This is a genomic window from Mangrovimonas sp. CR14, from assembly GCF_011764015.1.
Taxonomy (GTDB): Bacteria; Bacteroidota; Bacteroidia; order Flavobacteriales; family Flavobacteriaceae; genus Mangrovimonas; species Mangrovimonas futianensis.
In genome coordinates this window covers 18,804-35,977 of sequence record NZ_JAAFZY010000003.1, presented here as the reverse complement: position 1 = coordinate 35,977, position 17,174 = coordinate 18,804, and the positions used below count along the sequence as shown (strand labels likewise).

Sequence of the window (17,174 nt, the reverse complement as noted above, 5' to 3'; positions counted from 1 at the left end):
AAATTTTTTAATCTAACTTAGGTAATACAAAATCATCGAGAGCACTCGATTCCTTCATTAAGGCTTCAATTTCTGCAGATGATCTTGGTGCTTCTCCCGAAAGGTTAACAGGACCCTTCTCTGTAATAAGAATATCGTCTTCAATTCTTACAGCAATTCCCCACCATTTTTCATCACAAGGACTTCCATCTGGTATATAGATTCCGGGTTCTACTGTAATAACCATATTAGCTTCAAAATTACCGTAGGTTCCTGGATCATGTACATCAAGGCCTAAATAATGGCTACTTCCATGTGGGTAATAGGAATGAACTTCATCTATGGAACTAATAATACCTAGCTTTAATAAGCCTTCATTCACTACTTGACGTGTAGCAATATTAGGCGACTGAAAACTAGCGCCAACTACAGATGCCTCTATTCCCGCTTCCTGAGCCTCATAAACAATATCATAAATGGCTTTTTGTTCTTTACTGAACTTTCCATTTGCCGGAATTGTTCTGGTCACATCAGCACTATAGCCATGGTATTCGGCACCTAAATCCATTAATACCAATTCATTTTCAACATGCATTTTACTGTTTTCTATGTAATGTAATACACACCCATTGTTTCCAGCACCTACAATGCTTGGGTAGCCTTCATACTCACTGCCATATTTTTTATAAACATACTCATGAATGCCTTGAACTTCAAGTTCAGACATTCCTGGATGCATCGCCTTCATAACCTCCCGTTGTCCCATGGACGAGATTCTCACAGCTTTGGTTAACAACGTTAATTCTTCTGCTGTCTTAATTTGTCTCAATTGGGCCATAAGCGTGGATAAACCTCTTACATCAATATTGCTTTGGTTTTCTGCCTCAATTATGATGACTTGCTGTTTTAACTCTCTTCTCAGTTCATTATTATCTGATGCCGCATATTTAGATATAATTTGATCCTCTTTTAAATCGGGATAATATTCTAACACCTTACCTAAAGTTTGGGCTACATTGGCACTGTTTTCAATCTCGGTAGATTTAATCATTTGATAAGCCCGCTCCTGCATTTGAGAAGAAGGCTTGAAAGTTTCAAAATTGATTTGGGATTTGAATGATTGAACCAAATCATGAAGGTCAGCCTTATTTCTAGAAGAATTTCTGTAATCATCATTGAAATTCTCAAACATGATCTTGTCAAATTTCGAAAAATCAATATTGTTTTCTAGAAATTCCTTGCCATTATAAGCATTTTCTAAGCCTAACTTATTTTTTGCTCCTTCAATCCCTAATCGATGACCTGTCCACATCTCGGCCATAGGGTTTTTCTCCTGCACATACATTAATTCGTTATAGGTATTCCCTTCCTTGTCAGTTTGATCTGTTGAAAAGACAACTAAAACAGCATGTGGTTCTTTGTATCCTGTTAAATAATAAAAATTGGGATCCTGATGGTAAACATAGTCTACATCATTAGCTCGATTTCTTACGGGATTTGCAAAAAAGACAGCCACACTATTTTCAGGCATTGAGGCCCTTAAAGCTTCGCGTCTATTTCTGTGAAACTCTTTACTTAAATAATCTGTTGGCAAATCTGTTTGCGCAACTATTTCCGAAAAAATAAAAATGGAAAAAATACTTAAAATAAAGGTTTTCATATAACTAAATATTAGAGGATTATCTAAAATACATAAATCTTTGAAAGACCTACTATATCGTCATTAAAATTAACATTTAAATGATAGAGGAACCCTTTATGCCCCCTTATTTCCGTTATATTTTCTTTACATTTGTGCTTTTAAAAACAAACTAATGAAAAACACAGCACTATATGATACCCACGTTGCTTTAGGTGCCAAAATGGTTCCTTTTGCAGGATATAATATGCCCGTTCAATATGAAGGTGTCAACATAGAACATGAAACCGTAAGAAAAGGAGTTGGCGTATTTGACGTGTCCCACATGGGTGAATTTTTAATTGAAGGCCCCAATGCATTGGAACTAATTCAAAAAGTTAGTACCAATGATGCTTCAAAACTTACTATTGGAAAAGCGCAATATAGTTGTATGCCTAATGATAATGGTGGAATCATAGATGACTTAATTATTTATCGAATTAAGGAAGAGACCTATTTATTGGTTGTAAATGCAAGCAATATTGAAAAAGATTGGAACTGGATTTCATCAAAAAATGATGTAGGTGCTGAAATGAGAAATCTTAGTGATGACTATTCACTATTGGCAATTCAAGGCCCTAAAGCTGTTGAAGCTATGCAATCTTTAAGTAGTCATGATTTATCGGCTATTACTTTCTATAATTTTATTGTTGGTGATTTTGCTGGCATTGAGCATGTAATCATCTCTGCAACTGGTTATACAGGAAGTGGAGGTTTTGAAATTTATTGTAAAAACAGTGAGGTAAAACAAGTATGGGATAAGGTTATGGAGGCTGGTTCAAGCTTTGGAATAAAACCTATTGGATTGGCTGCTAGAGATACTTTAAGATTGGAAATGGGATATTGTCTCTATGGAAATGATATTGATGATACCACCTCTCCTATTGAAGCTGGTTTGGGGTGGATTACAAAATTCACCAAGGATTTTACAAATAGTGAAGCCTTAAAAGCTGAGAAAGAAGCTGGTCCAAAAAGAAAATTAATTGCTTTTGAATTGGATGAAAGAGGAATTCCAAGACATGATTATTCCATTGTTGATGAACAAGGAAATGACATTGGTCACGTGACCTCAGGTACCATGGCACCAAGTCTAGGAAAAGGAATTGGTTTGGGATATGTAGTTACAGAACAAGCTTCCCTAGGCAATAAGATTTTTATTCAAATTAGAAAAAATGCAGTTCCGGCAAGTATTGTAAAATTGCCGTTTTACAAGGGATAATATGCCAAGAAATAAATAAAATCACTGCTCTTTCGTTTTAAGGTAATCATCATGAAAGTCAGTGATTTTTTTTGTTTAAGATTCTGTATTAAAAAAAGTATAAATGCCAAAATCGGACAAACATAGAATACTTATTTTTGGAGCAAGTGGCTTTTTAGGCAACTCGCTTTACAAAGAATTATGTCCATATTTTAACACTTTTGGTACTTATAAAACTTCAAAGCGCGAGTTTGAAAAAAACAAACACTTTTTTCAATATGATATAGAAGAAGATGATGTTTTTGAAATCTTGAATGCGGTCAAACCTACACTCATCATTTCAGCATTACGAGGTGATTTTTCTGCTCAAACCATAGCTCATTCACACATGCTTGAATATATAAAGGAGAAGAAAATCAAGTTTATTTTCTTGTCTTCTGCCAATGTATTTGATGCGTATAGTAAATACCCTAGCTATGAAAACGATAAAACCTTAAGCCATAGTGTTTATGGTCATTTTAAGATTAAAATTGAAAACATGCTCATGCGGATACCCAAAAAACAAATAGTAATCGCCAGATTACCAATGGTTTTTGGTTCCCACTCTCCTAGAATCTCAGAATTAAGGCAGGCACTTAAAGAAGGGGAATCTATTGAAGTGTTTCCAAACTTAATAATGAATGTCACCACCGATTCCAAATTAACCCAACAAATTCATTATATCATCAATAGAAATAAATCGGGAGTTTTTCACTTAGGAAGTAATGATCTTGTTCACCATGATGATTTTATCAAAGAAATTTTAAATTCTTTGGGTAGTATGAACCCCATTTTAAAACGTGTTTATACAACAAATGACGATAGATACTTAGCTGTCCTTCCCCAAGAAAACCTATTACCCAAACACTTACAATTATATAGTCATGAAATTTTAAAAGAGTTAGAGGTTTGATTGAAATTCCTTACCTTTAAAAGAAACTAAAACCTTATATCATGACTAAACTATCAGACCAAGAAATTGAAGCTAAATTATTAAGATTTCCAGATTGGGAGTATTACGAGAATGCCATTCATGTTGAATTTGAATTCGACAATTTTAAAGATTGTTTCAGTGCCATGAGTCGGATAGCCTTTGAATGTGAAGCTTTAAATCATCATCCCAACTGGGCTAATGTTTACAATATTTTGACCATTTCTCTTTCTACACATGATGTTGATGGTGTTACTGAAAAGGACTTTAAATTGGCTGAAGCTATAGAGACTATTGTTGAAGTTCAAGAATAAGCACTTATAAAAAATAAGTTTCATTTATTTTTATATTTTAGTCCTGCCTCAAATTTAATAAGCATTGAAATATTTTTATCTTGGATGTTTTCTTCTTTTGAACTACTTGGCAGTAGCTCAATCTAGCAACCTATTTAATAGTCAACTCAAATCCCTTCATAATATCTATAAAGAACTTCACTTTGCTGGTAAACCAGTAGATGATTCTTTATCGGTTGGGGTTTATCATTTATTTATCAATAATTTAGATGAAGATCAAAATTTACTTCGAATTGATGACTTCAAAACTTTTTCAAGTGATTCTCTTAACATCGATAATTATTTAGAAGCAAGTAATAGTGATTTCATTGATAAATATGTTGATATTTTAACAAGCCGCATTGAGGAAACAAAAGACTATATTGCTTCACTATCTAAGGTAAAACTTGATTATACAGGAAAGGACACCATCCATTATTCAAGTCATAAAAAGCATTATTACAAGCAAAACAAAAAGGCATCGGAACTTTATTGGAACAAGATTATTAAGTATGAAGTTATTAAAACCATAATAGAAGAAGATAGTACACTTCAACTGATTCAGTCAAGTTTTGCCAAAAAAGAAGAAGGCATTAAAAATGTTGTTATTGAGAAGGAACTATGCAAGTTGAATGAAATTACTAACCAAAAAGGAGGAGTTGAATCTTTTGTAAAGGAGTGCTTTCTTAAAGCCTACTGTGCGTATCAAGATCCACATTCTACCTATTTTAACAATGCTGAGCGAGACTTGTTTCATCATTACTTGGGAACAAATCAACTGACCTACGGAATCCTTCCATCAAAGAATAAAGATAATGATTTGGTAGTTGAACAAATCATTCCAGGAAGTAGTGCTTTTAAAAATGGAGAAATTGAAGAAGATGATGTTATTAAAAGTATCACCTCAGGGCAGATGACTTTAGAAACCTATTGCATTTCCATTAATGAAGTAGATAAATTCCTAAATGATGATTCACATAAAGTGGCCACCTTTAAAATTAAAAAAAGGGACGGAACCATTAAGGAAGTTAAATTAGCCAAAACCATTATGAAATCTGATGATAATTCTATCACGGGTTTTGTTTTAAAGTCAGATGAGGAAGCATTCGGTTACATTAAAATACCTAGTTTTTATACTGATTTTGATTCGCCACGAGGCATTGGACTTTCGCAGGACTTTTCAAAAGAATTATACAAACTGCAAAAAGAAAACATTAAAGGTCTCATTATTGATCTAAGATTTAATGGTGGAGGCTCCATTCATGAAGCCACTAATCTCTCGGGAATGTTTATAGACAAAGGGCCAATAGCCATTGAAAGTGATAGATATTCCAATCAATTTACTATAAGAGACCCTAATAGAGGGTCCTTATTTACAAAGCCCGTGGTTATAATGATTAATGAATCCAGTGCTTCGGCCTCCGAATTTTTCTCTGGGGCAATGCAAGATTACAACCGAGCCCTGATTGTTGGATCAAACTCTTTTGGCAAAGGAACAGCGCAAGTCATTCTGCCATTAGATACATTAGATTTAACCCAAGGCTATACTAAAATTACTTTCGAAAAATTCTACAGGGCCACAGGAAAAGGGGTTCAACAAAAAGGAATTGCCCCAGATATTCAACTACCCTCTTTGTATGAAAACTTTAATATGGACGAGAAATCAAATGATTTCAGTATTCCTAATGATGATATTACCCCCACTCTAGCACTGCGACCACTTAAAAAATTACCCATTGAACATCTTACTGGATTAAGTAAAAATCGCGTGAAACATTCAGAAGATTTCAAGAAGATTAAAGAATTGAATCAAGTGCTTCTTAGGGAAGTCATCAATAAGAATAAGACTTATGCCCTTACGATTGATAATGTTTTTGAAGATATTGAACAATTAAACAATCTCTACAAGTCGTTCCAAGATATGGATACAACTGATGTTGAACTAGAAGTTGGAAATACCAAATCAACCATTGAAGTTTTGCAGTATAGTGAAGACATGCAACTCATCAATGAAGACATAATGAATAATATATCTCATGATATTTATATAAGCGAATCATTTAACATCTTAAAAGACTTAATCAACAAACTTAACTAACATGAAAAACAACTTAAAATTTGCCTTAACATTACTCCTAATGTTTGAGGTTTTTAATGCATCATCACAAAGCTTTAAAACTGCCGTGTCCTACCTAGATTTTGTAGGTAAAGAACAAGAGGATATTACAAAAAACATGTGGAAGTATACGCAAGCTATAGCTCATAGAGGTGAACGAGCTGTAGGAAATCGAAGAAAAATTTTAATTAAATCAGTAGAAAGCTCCATTGAAAAAATTGACAAGGCCGAAGGCTATAATGGTGATGAATTTAAAAACCAGGTACTAGAGCACCTCAGATTTAATGAAAGTCTTTTAAAGAATGATTATGCTAAAATAATCGACATGAAAGCTATTGCAGAACAATCCTACGATGCCATGGAAGCCTTTATTATGGCTCAAGAAATGGCTGATAAAAAAATGAAGGAATCCCAAGAACTTTATGAAACACATTTTTATGCCTTTGCTAACAAAAACAATGTAAACATCATTGAAGACGAATCAGACCTAAGCAAAAAAATGGCTATATCTGGCCAGGTATTCAAACATTACAACACTTTATATCTCATTTTTTTCAAGGTTTACATGAATGAAGTTTATTTAATGAACTCCCTTGGTAATAATGATATTAACGGTATGCAACAAAATGCTAACGCCTTAAGTCAAAGTGCCCGTGAAGGATTGGAACAATTAAATTCGGTAGAACTTTACAATAATGACGATTCTATTGTTAAGGCTACCAAAAAAGCTTTTGAATTTTACATAGATGAAGCAGAGAATAAAATCCCTAAAATGGTTGAATTTTTGGTGCTAAATCAAGATTTTGAAACCATCAAAAATAATATTGAAAAAACACCAGAAAAGAAAAGAACCAAAGAACAAATTGATGCTTATAATGATAAAGTAAAGGCATTAAATAAGGGGGGAAAAGAGTATAATCAGCTAAATGCAGAGTTAAACAACGAGCGTAGTCATGTTATTGAGAATCTAAATAATTCAAACAATGCATTTTTGGCTAAGCAAATTCCTAATGACTAATTAGTTTTTTCATAATTTTGTTACTTTAAAATTTAAACGCGTTAATTAATGGGAAGAGCTTTTGAATTCAGGAAAGCAAGAAAAATGAAACGTTGGGCCGCAATGAGTAAGGCCTTCACACGTATCGGTAAGGATATTGTAATGGCAGTAAAGGAAGGTGGACCCGACCCTGATGGCAATTCCAGATTGCGAGCTGTTATACAAAATGCCAAGGCAGTCAATATGCCTAAAGACAATATTGAACGTGCTATTAAAAGAGCATCAGACAAAAGCCAAGGAGATTATAAGGAAGTACTTTTTGAAGGTTATGCACCACACGGTATTGCTGTTTTGGTGGAAACAGCCACAGATAATAATACCAGAACTGTAGCCAACATTAGAAGTTATTTCAATAAATGTGACGGTAGTTTAGGCACCTCTGGTTCGGTATCATTTATGTTTGACCATACATGTAATTTCAGGATTAACGCTGAAGGCTTGGATGCTGAGGAATTGGAACTTGAACTAATTGACTTTGGTGCTGAAGAGGTTTTTGTTGATGACGATGGTATTTTAATATATGCCCCCTTTGAAAGTTTTGGAGCTATTCAATCGAAATTGGAAGGTCGTGGTATTGAAATTCTATCTTCTGGCTTCGAAAGAATTCCACAGGTTACAAAACAATTGACTCCCGAACAAATGGAAGATGTAGAAAAGCTTTTGGAGAAAATTGAAGAAGATGATGACGTACAAAATGTCTACCATACCATGGAAGAAAGTGCTGAAGAATAAGCACAAAACGTTAAAAATATATAAAGACCTGAACTTTTCGTTCAGGTTTTTTTTATTTTAACAGTAACAAAATCAATTGGTTTTTCGTCTTTTAACAAAAAACGTCTATGACATTTACTACCATCAAGTCCCTTCTTATTTATTTTATTCTATTGTTTGGAGCCACTTCATTCGCCCAAAGCATTTCAGGGAAAGTCTTATCTGATAAAGAGGAACCCATTTCTTATGCCACCGTACAAATTGGCGAACACTTTGGGGTTATCACCAATGAAGAAGGCAGCTTCTCGATCAATACCTCAGGCTTTGAACCTACAGACTCTGTGAAAATTTCTTGTATGGGTTATGAGAAAATAGGCATGCTATTAAATGAATTTGAATCACAAGACTATCATTTGATTGAAAAAGTTAATGAACTTTCAGAAGTTTATTTAACTAATAGAATGCTCACTTTAGACTCCATATTATATTACATGGATAAAAATTTGGACAATAACTATAAAACCAAAATGGTTAATTATAATCTATTTAGAAGGACCACCCAATATATTCAAGGTAAAAATGTCAATTTAGAAATAGATAAATCCACTGGATTTAAGAAAAAACAACTTGAAGCCTTTAATAAAGAGTTTCAAGAATTAGGTAATTCCTTATTGAACAACAGGTCCAAACAATACACAGAATTTGTGGCTGATTTAAGTGTTTTAGATGAGAAAAACTCTAAAATGACTATTGACAAAGCCATGAGATTATTGGATGAAAGAAATGATCAAACCATTGAAAGATTGGCAGAAAGAGGGAAAGATATTGTCACCAAACATTTAGACACCAATAAAGTCTACACGGTTAAAACAGGATGGTTTAAAATTTCAGATTCAGTCAAATTAGGAGAAAGTAGTAGAGAAAACAATAAAATGGAAGACACTATTAATTCGGTAGGTTTAATCAGAAAATTAACCTATGAAATGCTCAAAGAGCATAACTTCAAAAGTGGTTCCATATTTAATTTTGTAACAGATCAAAGGAAATATGATTATGAGTTAAAGGGTATTTCGTTTCTAGATTCCGAATTGGTTTATGTGGTAGATTTTAAACCAAGAAGAGGATCTGCTGATTTTGAAGGAACCCTTTACATTTCCAATCAAACATTTGCCGTTTTAAAAACGGATTACAAATATTTTAAAGGACGCGTTGGCGAGAAACTCAACATGAAATTCCTTTTAGGAATTAAATATGCTGAAAACGGAAAATCGGGATCAGTTATTTATAAAAAAGGTCCAGACAATTATTATTATCCCAAATTTATTACCGAAGAAATTGACCGATATTTTTACATTGATAGGCCTTTTAAGTTCAAAGAAAATGACGGAAACAATAAAGTTTCATTTGAATTCTTGGTTGAAGGGACCTTTAAAGAACGAAATGAATTATTGATCATGGGCACTAATGACATTACTAATAGCGACTATGAGGCCATAAAGGAGGAAAAGGATATTGATTATGAAACACCTAAACAATATGATCCCAATTTCTGGAAGGATTACAATGTACTTCAACCATTACAGGAAATGAAGGATTTTAAAGTTGATGAAACCTATACCCCATAAAAGTAAAAAGCTACCAAAAAGGTAGCTTTCTTTTTATAGATAAATGTTTCTTTTTAGGGACTTACTAGTTTACTTTATGTTTCATTCACTATGGAAACAATATTACAAATACCATGCCTGTAACGACCTAGGAGTACTTAGGCACCTTCCCTTTTACATCTTTAAAAAAGTCTTTCATGAATTGAAAGTCAGCTTCTTTATCATTTGTTGGATAAAATGGTTCCGAAATTTTGTTTTGTTTTTTACCAAAATCTAGCGTAAACATAATAATGGGAACCTTGGCTGCTTTGGCTATATAATAGAAACCGGTACGCCACTCTTCTACCTTTTTTCTGGTGCCTTCAGGTGCCAAAGCCAATCGAAACTCTTCTTTATCTTGAAATATTTTAGCAATTGCTTCTACCTTATTTTCTTTATTTCCTCTGTCAATAGGAGCACCCCCTACTCGCTTAAGATACCAACCTAATGGACCTACAAACAATTCCTTTTTGGCTATAAAGTTTGCTTTAATACCTAAAATCTTCCTAAGGAGGATCCCGATATAAAAATCATGCCAACTGGTATGTGGAACCGCGATTAATACAGCCTTTTTAATATCATGCTTAGACATATTGGTGTTGCCAACAATTTTCCATCCTAAAAGCCGGAAGTAAATAAATTTAGCTAACCACCGCATCTTACATTTTTTCGTAAAGTTCTCTTAACTTTTCTCGGGTAATCGTTTTATTCCATGATTTCCCTAAAGCATTTTCCCATAACGGAACCATACCAAGCGATACATCAATCATGATATCAAATTCTTTATCTGTTAAGTTTTTACATAAACCTTGAGGTAAATCAACACCATGAAAGTCTTTCATTTCTTTGAAGAGTTTGACGCCTTCTGGGTAAAATTCTTCCAAATGGTCAAATACAATACAATTACCTACTCCATGTTTTGTTCCTAGAAGAAACCCTAACCCATAACTCATGGCATGAGCCACCCCTACTTGTGAATAGGCTATACTCATACCTCCGTGCCAGGAGGCCATCATCAATTTGTCTTGAATGTCCTCTTCGGATAATGAATTTTCCAAGAAAATTTCTTTACAAAGATCAAATGCTTTTTCGCCATAACTTTGACTAAAAGCATTTAAATAAGTGCCATTTAAGGATTCGATACAATGGATGTAACAATCCATTCCTGTGTAAAACCATTGATTTTTTGGAACATCTTTAGTAAGCTCAGGATCTAAAAGGACTTGATCAAACGGTGTATAATCACTATTTATTCCTAGTTTTTTATCAGGTCCTGTTAATACCGTTGTTCTCGAAACCTCTGCTCCAGTTCCTGAAATAGTTGGGATACCAACGTGATAAAGCGCCGGATTTTTAACCAAATCCCAGCCTTGATAATCCTTAGACTCACCATCATTAGTTAACATGATAGCTACAGCCTTGGCCAGATCCATAATGGTTCCTCCTCCTATTCCTATAATTCCCGAAGGTCTTTCTTTGAATTGGAGAATGATTTCTTCTACCAATTCATCTACTTGAGATGTCTTAGGTTCTTCGTCAGAAGATATGTAGTAAATTTTATCTTCGTATGCCAAAGGAATTCTCCCCGTTATCCAGGAGTTTCCTTGAAATACGTCATCGATTAAATAAATAAAAGGTGCATGGGCATTGAGTCTTTTTGGCATTAACACATCTTGCAATTGATTAAAGCTGCCACGACCAAAAACCACTTTGGACACCATTGGGAAATTTTTAAAATTCATTTATTGAATCATCAATTTGTTTGGTTCTTTAATAAAGGTAGCAAATCCAATAAACTTCCTATTGTTAAATAAGACTTGCCATTTGTTTCACTTTCATGGACTTCCTCGTGCGCCCAAGTTGTATGAAAAGGCACGTGAACTGCCTTTGCTTTAATATTGATTAACGGTAAAACATCTGATTTTAGTGAATTGCCTACCATTAAAAATTCGGAAGGATCAATATCCAAATGCCCCAAAAGTTTTGAATAATTAGACTCTTGTTTATCACTAACCACTTCAATATGATGAAAATAATTAGTCAAACCTGATTTTTCTAACTTCCTTTCTTGATCTAGCAAATCTCCTTTGGTGACCAGTATCAGTCGGTATTGCTTAGATAAACTTTTTAAAACCTCTTCTACACCAGGTAACAGTTCAACCGGTTTATTAAGCATATCTTTCCCAATATCTAAAATTTTAGAAATAGTCTGATTTGAAACTTGGTTGTTAGACAACTCCAAAGCCATTTCAACCATAGAAAGCACAAAACCTTTTATGCCATACCCATATAACGGAAGATTTTTCATCTCCATCATAAAAAGCTCCTGATCGATCTTATTCATGGTTTCATACGGAGAAAGCAATTGGGCAAAGGCTTCTTCTGCCTCCCTAAAATAAGTTTCGTTTACCCATAAGGTATCATCGGCGTCAAATCCAATAACTTTTATGTTACTGTAATCTATTTCCAAAGTTTCTTCGCTTTTTCAAGATCCTCGGGGGTATCAATTTCTACTCCCAAAACATCTGTTTCTACCATTTTTATTTTCTTACCATACTCCAAATACCTAATACATTCTATCTTTTCGGAGGCTTCCAAAGGCAACATGGGCAGTCTGTAAAAATCCATCAATGCCTCTTTTCTAAAAGCATAGACGCCTTTGTGTTTAAAATACTTAACAGCAACCTCTTTATCTCTAGGATATGGAATAGGACTCCTTGAAAAGTACAAAGCAAAACCACTTTGATCGGTAATAACTTTAACTGTATTAGGATTATTGATTTCTTCCCAATCGGTGATATGAACTTTTAACGAAGCCAAATCAACCTCCCGATTGGCATCATTTTTAAAGACTTCTATCAATTTACTTAAAGAGGCTACTTCAGTAAAAGGTTCATCTCCTTGAACATTAACCACAATATCTACATCCATATTTTCAACAGCCTCAGCAATGCGGTCACTTCCACATTCATGTTCCTTTTGGCTCATAATGGCTTTTCCTCCTTGTTTAACAATGTCATTATAAATGATGTCACTATCGGTAACCACATAAACATCATCAAACAATTGCGTATTAACGGTAGCCTCGTAAGTTCTGTAAATAACCGACTTACCACCTAAATCTTGCATTAATTTACCAGGAAATCTGGAAGCACTGTATCGTGCTGGTATCATTGAGATTATCTTCATAAAGGAGGAAAATTCAGATTCAAAAATACTATTTTTTACGACAATTGTATGGTCACCCTTTCTTAATCTTTCGATAAAATCGAATGATAATGAAAAGAACAAATATGGTTAGTAATATGCCTATGATAGGTATAAAAACTGACACAATAGATAATGTCGCGGCAGCGCCTGTTTCGACCGTCGAAACAATAGGATTACCTATACCAACCGTTGTTGCCGTAGAAACTGCTCTCGTAGCAGAAGTACTGCTGGATATTGCCGCGGCAGTTCCCCCACCCGCTATAATAGCCAAAGACCAAGTAAAAAGGGGATCTAAGTCAACTAAAGTAGAAACCATGACAGCTGTTCCTGCTATGGCAGCTAATGGAACGGCAATGGTATCTAAAAGGTTATCGATAAAAGGGATATAATAGGCAAAGACTTCAAATAACATGGCTACGCCAAAGGTGACCAACGCTGGTATGCTTGCTAACCATTGCCATTTTTCATTGACATCCAAAACATTAAAATAGGCTGCTAAACTTAATACAAACAGTGGCAAAAACACCCTAAATCCCACGGACGCAGCCAAACCTATTCCTAGAAAAATACTTATGAGCGTTTCTGAATTTATCATACTTTAAAAAAGTCATCTTTGAAACCAATAAGATACAACTTTTCTTTGGCTCGAGTGACTGCTGTATACAACCAGCGTAAATAATCTTTAGAAATACCATCGGGTAAATAAGGTTGCTCAACAAACACTGTATGCCATTGCCCTCCCTGGGATTTATGGCACGTCATAGCATATGAAAATTTAACTTGAAGCGCATTGAAATGCTTATTGTTCTTGATTTTTAGAAACTTCCGGTAATTGCTTGTTTCATTTTGGTAATCTTTCATAACTTCCTGATAAAGCCTATTATTATCATCATAGGATAACGATGGGGTTTCAGAAGTGATGGTATCCAATAAAAGAACCGTTTCAAATGGTTTCATTTTAGGATAATCGACCATTTTAATTTTTACCTCTGCAAAACGAAATCCATAAAGTTCTTCGATTTTAAAAATCTCCAAAACCTCAATAATGTCACCATTTGCAATAAATCCTGCTTCGGTTGTGGGTTTAATCCAAAAGTAGTTGTTCTTGACTACCATCAAATAATCACCGGCAGTCAACTCATTTTCATTAAATAGAATCCTATTTCTAATTTGTTGATTATATAAATTAGCACGCTTGTTACTACGCACTACTATAGCCGTTTCCTCATATCCCAAATTACTGTAGGATTCATTTATGGCATCCATAATTTCATAACCATCAACCAACCGTACTATATCCTTAAAACCGTTTAAATCAAACTTAAAGTCGTCAGTGGCTCCATCATTCAATTGCTCCCTAAGATTTGTTGCATTAAAGAGTATTCCAGAGTCACTTTCCTGCCTTACGACTTCATCCAACTCAATATTTTTTACCTCCTTATTGTAATTTAGATTTAGAACGTTTGGATTCAATGCCGGACTCATATCTAATTTAACTGGAGGCAACTGGGCAGTGTCTCCAACCAACATCAATTTGCAATTAAAACCCGAATAAACATATTGCATCAAATCATCGAGAAGTGAGCCATTTTCAAAAAATTTTGATTCTCCCGGAGTGTCAGGAATCATTGATGCTTCATCTACAATAAAAATAGTGTTTTTATGCTTGTTAGGTTGTAACACAAACTTCACCCCGCCACCTTTTTCTTTTTTGGGGAAATAAATCTTTTTATGAATTGTAAAGGCCTCCTTTCCTGAGTAATTGGAAATCACCTTGGCCGCTCTACCCGTTGGAGCCAAAAGGACAGCACTTTTTTTAGCCTTCCATAAATTGGAAACTAGAGTTCCAATAATAGTTGTTTTACCGGTTCCCGCATATCCCTTCATTAAGTACAGACTTTTAGCATCTGTAGAAAAAATAAATTCTGATAATTGCAATAAAACGACCTCTTGTTTTTTTGTAGGAGTAAATGGAAATTGCTGTTTTATAAGTGTATAGAATTCTGAGGCGTTCATAGAGTCCGTTATCATTTTAATTCTCTCCAAATATAGAAAGGATTTTTAGCCCCTTGGGTTTTCACCATTAAAAAAAAATTGTAGATTTGCCTAAGACCTAATTTAATTTTAATATACACACTATGCTTACCATTATCATTGTGATTGTTGCTGTTATCTTACTGACCATAGGTTTAGTATGGCTTATAGACAAATTTATACCAGCAAAAGTAAAACCTATTTTAACGTTGGTTTTATGGGTGTTAATTATCTATCTAGGATATTTGACATTCAATTCTGTTTATGAACCTATTAAATTCAATCAAGAAAAGAACAAGCGTTATGCTAAAGTGATTGAAAAATTAATCGATATTAGAGATGCTCAGCTAGCTCACCGTGAGATTACGGGTAAATTTGCAGGTGATTTTAACGAATTAATTAGTTTTATTGATACTTCTAAGTTTGTGATCACTCAAAGAAGAGATACAACTGTTGTTGATGAAGAGTTGACAAGAAGATATGGTGGTGTTGAGACATTAAAGGAAATTACTTTAATCGATACTTTAGGATACGTACCAGTAAAAGATTCGTTATTTAAAGATTCTGATCGTTACAAACGAATGATGAACGTACCTGGAACAGATGCTAAATTTGAAATGCAAGCTGGCTTGTTAGAGCAAGGAACTTCTAAAATCCCTGTATTTGAAGCAAGCGTTAAGAAAAGCGTCATATTAGCTGATCAAAATAAAGACTTAGTGGCACAAGAAAATGAAGTTGTGTCTGTAGATGGTGTTAACGGAAATGCCTTAAAAGTAGGATCTATGGATGAGGTCAAAACCATTGGAAACTGGCCAAAAAACTATGGGGCTAACGAATAAGACCAAACATAACTTAACTAATCAAGATTTGTCCATTCAAATAAGTTTGAATGGACTTTCTTTTTGTATTCTAAACAATGTTTCAAATACCATTACCTATTTAAAACATTTTGAATATGAGAAACGCTTTTCCCCTTTTCAAATATTAGAGAAACTAGAACAAATCTTTGATTCTGAAGAAGTTTTAAAAATGGACTTCATGAATATCAAAGCTATTTTTGTAAATGATCTTTCCACTTTAGTTCCTGCCTCTTTATTTGATGAAAATAACCTAGCCGACTATTTAAAGTTTAATTCAAAAATTTTAAAATCGGATTATATTGCTTATGACCATTTAAGTGTCAATGATACCTACAATGTTTATGTACCCTATGTAAATATCACCAATTTTCTATTTGAAAAATTTGGGGATTTCTCATACACTCATTTTTCAACTATTCTTCTAGAGCATGTTTTAAAAAAGGAGAAAAATACCATGGAACCTAAAGTCTATGTTCATGTGGGGAGGTCTCATTTTGAAATTATAGCTATGGACCATCAAGGTTTAAAATTGTATAATTCCTATGACTATCACTCCAAGGAAGATTTCATTTATTACATTCTATTTGCTTTAGAACAATTAGATCTCAATCCAGAAAAGGTGCAATTATATGTCATTGGAAAGATTAAAAAAGATGATGATCTATACCAGATGGTTTTTAAATATGTAAGGCATGTAGATTTTCCAGACCCTCCAATAAATCATCGGTTTGGAGAAGGTGTAACTGCTTCCAACCATTCCAATTTTGTTTTAACAAATAGTTTTTAATGCGCATTATATCTGGACAATTCAAAGGAAGAAAAATTGTAGCTCCCAAAAAGCTCCCTGTAAGACCAACTACTGATATGGCCAAGGAGTCCTTATTCAACATCTTAAATAATTATTATTATTTTGATGAGATTTCGGTTTTGGATTTGTTTTCAGGAACAGGAAATATCAGCTATGAATTCGCTTCTAGAGGCACGGAAAACATCACAGCAATAGATGGAGACTTTGGATGTGTAAGATTCATTAAACAAACAGCAGAACAATTTAAAATGCCCATTGATGCCATTAAAGCTGATGTCTTCAAATATTTAGAAAATGCAAGAGGCCAATATACCGTCATATTTGCAGATCCACCTTATAATTTACCCATTGAAGAGTTTTCAAAAATTCCTACTTACATATTTGAAAAGGACTTATTAGAAAAAGAGGGGCTTTTGATTGTAGAACATTCCAAACATACCAGCCTGGATGATATAGACTATTTTTCATTTAAAAAATCTTATGGGGGCAACACTTTTAGCTTTTTTGAATGGCCAAAAGCCGAATAGATAAATTATAACATTTTTTTATCGATTCTTAATAGGACTTCTCACCTACTT

General features: G+C 33.9%; 17 protein-coding genes. 10 read left to right on the top strand and 7 right to left on the bottom strand.

Features of this window, described 5'->3' with window-relative positions; translation table 11 throughout:
• Nucleotides 1–7: 7 nt before the first annotated feature.
• The gene (locus GZ212_RS06145) at nucleotides 8–1,639 is read right to left on the bottom strand and encodes an aminopeptidase P N-terminal domain-containing protein (RefSeq protein WP_166958235.1); all 1,632 of its coding nucleotides are present in this window, start codon (nucleotides 1,637–1,639) and stop codon (nucleotides 8–10) included.
• A gap of 154 nt (nucleotides 1,640–1,793) precedes the next feature.
• Here GZ212_RS06145 and gcvT point away from each other — a divergent pair, with 154 nt between their 5' ends.
• From gcvT to GZ212_RS06110, 7 genes are all read left to right on the top strand, one after another.
• On the top strand, nucleotides 1,794–2,876 hold the full coding sequence (gene gcvT, locus GZ212_RS06140; RefSeq protein ID WP_166958233.1) for a glycine cleavage system aminomethyltransferase GcvT: 1,083 nt from the start codon (nucleotides 1,794–1,796) through the stop codon (nucleotides 2,874–2,876).
• Nucleotides 2,877–2,979: 103 nt separating this feature from the next.
• Entirely contained in the window at nucleotides 2,980–3,807 is an 828-nt protein-coding gene (locus tag GZ212_RS06135; protein ID WP_166958231.1) for a sugar nucleotide-binding protein, read from the top strand.
• Between the two features lie 41 nt (nucleotides 3,808–3,848).
• Entirely contained in the window at nucleotides 3,849–4,139 is a 291-nt protein-coding gene (locus tag GZ212_RS06130; protein WP_053969719.1) for a 4a-hydroxytetrahydrobiopterin dehydratase, read from the top strand.
• Between the two features lie 64 nt (nucleotides 4,140–4,203).
• The gene (locus GZ212_RS06125; RefSeq protein ID WP_166958229.1) at nucleotides 4,204–6,255 is read left to right on the top strand and encodes a carboxy terminal-processing peptidase; all 2,052 of its coding nucleotides are present in this window, start codon (nucleotides 4,204–4,206) and stop codon (nucleotides 6,253–6,255) included.
• A 1-nt stretch (nucleotide 6,256) separates the two neighbouring features.
• Nucleotides 6,257–7,291 carry a hypothetical protein gene (locus GZ212_RS06120; protein WP_166958227.1) on the top strand — a complete coding sequence of 345 codons (1,035 nt, stop codon included), beginning with the start codon at nucleotides 6,257–6,259 and terminating at the stop codon, nucleotides 7,289–7,291.
• A 48-nt stretch (nucleotides 7,292–7,339) separates the two neighbouring features.
• The gene (locus tag GZ212_RS06115; protein ID WP_166958225.1) at nucleotides 7,340–8,062 is read left to right on the top strand and encodes a YebC/PmpR family DNA-binding transcriptional regulator; all 723 of its coding nucleotides are present in this window, start codon (nucleotides 7,340–7,342) and stop codon (nucleotides 8,060–8,062) included.
• A gap of 107 nt (nucleotides 8,063–8,169) precedes the next feature.
• Nucleotides 8,170–9,666, top strand: coding sequence for a carboxypeptidase-like regulatory domain-containing protein (locus GZ212_RS06110; protein WP_166958223.1), 1,497 nt, complete (start codon nucleotides 8,170–8,172; stop codon nucleotides 9,664–9,666).
• Between the two features lie 127 nt (nucleotides 9,667–9,793).
• Here the strand turns inward: GZ212_RS06110 and GZ212_RS06105 are convergent, their stop codons facing one another.
• The 6 genes from GZ212_RS06105 to GZ212_RS06080 are packed head-to-tail and all read right to left on the bottom strand — an operon-like array spanning nucleotide 9,794 to nucleotide 14,910.
• Nucleotides 9,794–10,342: a 1-acyl-sn-glycerol-3-phosphate acyltransferase gene (locus GZ212_RS06105; protein ID WP_166958221.1), complete on the bottom strand. Its 549-nt coding sequence runs from the start codon at nucleotides 10,340–10,342 to the stop codon at nucleotides 9,794–9,796.
• Between the two features lies 1 nt (nucleotide 10,343).
• Entirely contained in the window at nucleotides 10,344–11,426 is a 1,083-nt protein-coding gene (locus GZ212_RS06100; protein ID WP_232394769.1) for an iron-containing alcohol dehydrogenase family protein, read from the bottom strand.
• Nucleotides 11,427–11,437: 11 nt separating this feature from the next.
• Nucleotides 11,438–12,154: an HAD family hydrolase gene (locus GZ212_RS06095; protein WP_166958219.1), complete on the bottom strand. Its 717-nt coding sequence runs from the start codon at nucleotides 12,152–12,154 to the stop codon at nucleotides 11,438–11,440.
• Nucleotides 12,145–12,873: a 3-deoxy-manno-octulosonate cytidylyltransferase gene (gene kdsB / locus GZ212_RS06090; RefSeq protein ID WP_166958217.1), complete on the bottom strand. Its 729-nt coding sequence runs from the start codon at nucleotides 12,871–12,873 to the stop codon at nucleotides 12,145–12,147. The genes GZ212_RS06095 and kdsB overlap by 10 nt, the downstream gene beginning before the upstream one ends.
• A gap of 52 nt (nucleotides 12,874–12,925) precedes the next feature.
• The gene (locus GZ212_RS06085; RefSeq protein ID WP_166959025.1) at nucleotides 12,926–13,486 is read right to left on the bottom strand and encodes a DUF4126 domain-containing protein; all 561 of its coding nucleotides are present in this window, start codon (nucleotides 13,484–13,486) and stop codon (nucleotides 12,926–12,928) included.
• On the bottom strand, nucleotides 13,486–14,910 hold the full coding sequence (locus tag GZ212_RS06080) for an ATP-dependent RecD-like DNA helicase (RefSeq protein WP_166958215.1): 1,425 nt from the start codon (nucleotides 14,908–14,910) through the stop codon (nucleotides 13,486–13,488). Before GZ212_RS06080 ends, GZ212_RS06085 begins: the two co-directional genes overlap by 1 nt.
• A gap of 122 nt (nucleotides 14,911–15,032) precedes the next feature.
• Here GZ212_RS06080 and GZ212_RS06075 point away from each other — a divergent pair, with 122 nt between their 5' ends.
• The 3 genes from GZ212_RS06075 to GZ212_RS06065 are packed head-to-tail and all read left to right on the top strand — an operon-like array spanning nucleotide 15,033 to nucleotide 17,123.
• The gene (locus tag GZ212_RS06075; RefSeq protein ID WP_166958213.1) at nucleotides 15,033–15,767 is read left to right on the top strand and encodes a hypothetical protein; all 735 of its coding nucleotides are present in this window, start codon (nucleotides 15,033–15,035) and stop codon (nucleotides 15,765–15,767) included.
• The gene (locus GZ212_RS06070; protein WP_166958211.1) at nucleotides 15,751–16,575 is read left to right on the top strand and encodes a DUF3822 family protein; all 825 of its coding nucleotides are present in this window, start codon (nucleotides 15,751–15,753) and stop codon (nucleotides 16,573–16,575) included. The genes GZ212_RS06075 and GZ212_RS06070 overlap by 17 nt, the downstream gene beginning before the upstream one ends.
• On the top strand, nucleotides 16,575–17,123 hold the full coding sequence (locus GZ212_RS06065) for an RsmD family RNA methyltransferase (protein WP_166958209.1): 549 nt from the start codon (nucleotides 16,575–16,577) through the stop codon (nucleotides 17,121–17,123). Before GZ212_RS06070 ends, GZ212_RS06065 begins: the two co-directional genes overlap by 1 nt.
• Nucleotides 17,124–17,174: the final 51 nt, after the last annotated feature.

What these genes read in the sequence shown, in the direction of transcription:
- GZ212_RS06145 (WP_166958235.1), bottom strand. Translation starts at nt 1,639, where the DNA reads ATGAAAACCTTTATTTTAAGTATTTTTTCCATTTTTATTTTTTCGGAA.
- gcvT (WP_166958233.1), top strand. Translation starts at nt 1,794, where the DNA reads ATGAAAAACACAGCACTATATGATACCCACGTTGCTTTAGGTGCCAAA.
- GZ212_RS06135 (WP_166958231.1), top strand. Translation starts at nt 2,980, where the DNA reads ATGCCAAAATCGGACAAACATAGAATACTTATTTTTGGAGCAAGTGGC.
- GZ212_RS06130 (WP_053969719.1), top strand. Translation starts at nt 3,849, where the DNA reads ATGACTAAACTATCAGACCAAGAAATTGAAGCTAAATTATTAAGATTT.
- GZ212_RS06120 (WP_166958227.1), top strand. Translation starts at nt 6,257, where the DNA reads ATGAAAAACAACTTAAAATTTGCCTTAACATTACTCCTAATGTTTGAG.
- GZ212_RS06115 (WP_166958225.1), top strand. Translation starts at nt 7,340, where the DNA reads ATGGGAAGAGCTTTTGAATTCAGGAAAGCAAGAAAAATGAAACGTTGG.
- GZ212_RS06110 (WP_166958223.1), top strand. Translation starts at nt 8,170, where the DNA reads ATGACATTTACTACCATCAAGTCCCTTCTTATTTATTTTATTCTATTG.
- GZ212_RS06105 (WP_166958221.1), bottom strand. Translation starts at nt 10,342, where the DNA reads ATGCGGTGGTTAGCTAAATTTATTTACTTCCGGCTTTTAGGATGGAAA.
- GZ212_RS06100 (WP_232394769.1), bottom strand. Translation starts at nt 11,426, where the DNA reads ATGAATTTTAAAAATTTCCCAATGGTGTCCAAAGTGGTTTTTGGTCGT.
- kdsB (WP_166958217.1), bottom strand. Translation starts at nt 12,873, where the DNA reads ATGAAGATAATCTCAATGATACCAGCACGATACAGTGCTTCCAGATTT.
- GZ212_RS06080 (WP_166958215.1), bottom strand. Translation starts at nt 14,910, where the DNA reads ATGAACGCCTCAGAATTCTATACACTTATAAAACAGCAATTTCCATTT.
- GZ212_RS06075 (WP_166958213.1), top strand. Translation starts at nt 15,033, where the DNA reads ATGCTTACCATTATCATTGTGATTGTTGCTGTTATCTTACTGACCATA.
- GZ212_RS06070 (WP_166958211.1), top strand. Translation starts at nt 15,751, where the DNA reads ATGGGGCTAACGAATAAGACCAAACATAACTTAACTAATCAAGATTTG.
- GZ212_RS06065 (WP_166958209.1), top strand. Translation starts at nt 16,575, where the DNA reads ATGCGCATTATATCTGGACAATTCAAAGGAAGAAAAATTGTAGCTCCC.